Source organism: Variovorax sp. P4_D9, assembly GCF_056401695.1.
On sequence record NZ_JBFUIU010001248.1, the window covers coordinates 1 to 1,928 of the forward strand.

General features: G+C 63.0%; 3 protein-coding genes and 1 pseudogene. 1 reads left to right on the plus strand and 3 read right to left on the minus strand.

The window, feature by feature from the left end; genetic code table 11:
- A pseudogene (locus tag AC1DY5_RS53550) lies at nt 1-218 on the plus strand (IS3-like element ISAzo10 family transposase); the annotation flags it as partial.
- On the opposite strand, the gene AC1DY5_RS53555 reads toward AC1DY5_RS53550, so the two are convergent.
- From AC1DY5_RS53555 to AC1DY5_RS53565, 3 genes are read right to left on the minus strand one after another with little or no spacing between them, the layout of a single operon-like run.
- Nucleotides 148-759 carry a hypothetical protein gene (locus AC1DY5_RS53555; protein WP_478122342.1) on the minus strand — a complete coding sequence of 204 codons (612 nt, stop codon included), beginning with the start codon at nt 757-759 and terminating at the stop codon, nt 148-150. The pseudogene AC1DY5_RS53550 and the gene AC1DY5_RS53555 overlap by 71 nt on opposite strands.
- The gene (locus AC1DY5_RS53560; RefSeq protein ID WP_478122340.1) at nt 759-1,460 is read right to left on the minus strand and encodes a hypothetical protein; all 702 of its coding nucleotides are present in this window, start codon (nt 1,458-1,460) and stop codon (nt 759-761) included. The genes AC1DY5_RS53555 and AC1DY5_RS53560 overlap by 1 nt, the downstream gene beginning before the upstream one ends.
- Nucleotides 1,460-1,738, minus strand: coding sequence for a helix-turn-helix transcriptional regulator (locus tag AC1DY5_RS53565; protein WP_478122341.1), 279 nt, complete (start codon nt 1,736-1,738; stop codon nt 1,460-1,462). Before AC1DY5_RS53565 ends, AC1DY5_RS53560 begins: the two co-directional genes overlap by 1 nt.
- Nucleotides 1,739-1,928: the final 190 nt, after the last annotated feature.

Sequence of the window (1,928 nt, forward strand, 5' to 3'; positions counted from 1 at the left end):
GCTACGTCAGCCCGGCTCAGCGCCACGCCGGTGAAGACCAGGCCATCCTCGCTGCTCGCCACGAGTTGTACACCCGTGCCCGGGCCCTCAACCCGGCGCGCTGGTCAGGACCGACTCGCAACTGGTCGCCCATCGGCGCGGTGACCCTCAACCCCGAACGTGACTGCGTCGTTCAGACACATTCGCGGGTATCAGACATACAGCCGCTGGCTGCATGAAAGAGGCGACAACTACATTGACGCGCGCCGGGGGTATGGGGGGTATTCTTCCTTTCTCTTCTCTACTCTCCTCTTCTCTAGGCGTTTCATTGCCGTTGCTGGCGCTGCTTGGCGTTGCATGGCGTTGCATGGCGTAGCTTGGTGCGTTGGAAGCCATGCGCGCACGATGTGCCCTAGATCGCTCAGCAGACGACATCGGCGGCAGCGCGTCGGGAGGAGGAGGCGCCGGATCACGCTCACGCTTGGGCTGCCGAATCTCCCAGCGCACGATGCGACAGCCGTCGATCAGCTTGCGCATGCGCATGGCCTCGATGATCCTCGCGGCGACGCCGTCCCCCGCCCCGATCAGGAAGTCCAAGGTCTCGAGGTCGGGCTCGCTGAACGTTCCGCGCTCGACGTTCGCACTGGCTGACTCCAGCAGGCAAGCCCAGACCACTAGGACGTCGCCGAGACGGGCGTCAGCCTTGCTTGCAATGAGTTGGAACTTCGGATCCGTGACGCTGCCGTGGTGCCAGCGGAACCAGTCGATGCCACCGGCCACTACTCCACCTCCGAACGGTCAGAAAGCACGGAGCCGGTCAGCGGCTCATCGAGGGCAGGCTGGGTGCCCAGTTCGAGGATGCGCTCCGCGACGCGCAACACATGCGACGTATAGCGCAGGGAGAACCTCGAATCGTCGCGAGCGGAATCGATGACCGACGAGAAGGCATTCATTTGCGACCGCAGGCTGCTCAGCTCACGCTCGAATTCATTGGCGGAAACTCGCTTGACGCCCGCGGCCGGGCTCCACACGAAAGCCGAGCCATGGCACTTGCCGAAAACCCCCGTCAGGCTCGCTTCGTAGCGCAGGACGTACCAGCCGTCGCAGGGGCCGCCTTCGCCGTCTGTGCTGAAGCGGTGGAGGCTGCCGTCTGCCACGATGTCGACAGGCGGCTCCATGCCAGCGGAGGCGATCGCGGCTGCGAAGGCGACCATGTCGTCGCACGTGACCAATGGTCCGCCCACCTGGCGGAGGAATGCTTCGACGCGGTTCGGGTGGGAAAACGTGCGGGACTGGCCCCAGCGACTCACGACGTACAGCGTCCGACCCTCACTGCTCAATGCTTGCAGCGTGTGGCCGCGGAGCGCGAACTCAGCCGTGAGTGTGGCAAACCGCTTGTCAAAGACCTGCGGCGAGGCCGCGACAAGGGCCTGGGACTTCACATCCCCGTGAATGATCACCTTGTTGGGCGCGTCCGACATCAGGCCGCCCCTAGTTCACTCTGCGCTGGGGCGAAGGAGGCAACCTTCTCTTCGTTAAGCCGCGCCTCCGCCGTGCTGCTTGCGGCGCCGACAGCGAGCCAAGCATCCAAATCCGCCTTGTAGTACCAGACACGGCCGCGCTTGATGAACTTTGGGCCGATGCCCTTCACTGCCCATTGCGCAAGCGTTTTCGATGCATTGCCAAGGTACTTCCCAGCGTTGCGCCGGTCCATTCGGCCGTCCGGCAATACCAACACCTGCGGGGTCGTCGTCGTCATAAAGTCCTTTTCCCGCGACGGACATGCTGAGCAGGCTGCGCGTGCCCCGTGCACCCGCTTCTATTACCTGCGATGTGATCAAAGACAGCACATTCGCGCAGACGATGGGATGTTACCGGAAGAAATGTGTTGTGTGTGAACACATGTGGTGGCTATGATGCAGATTGTATCGTTAGGGAACGATCGAGAC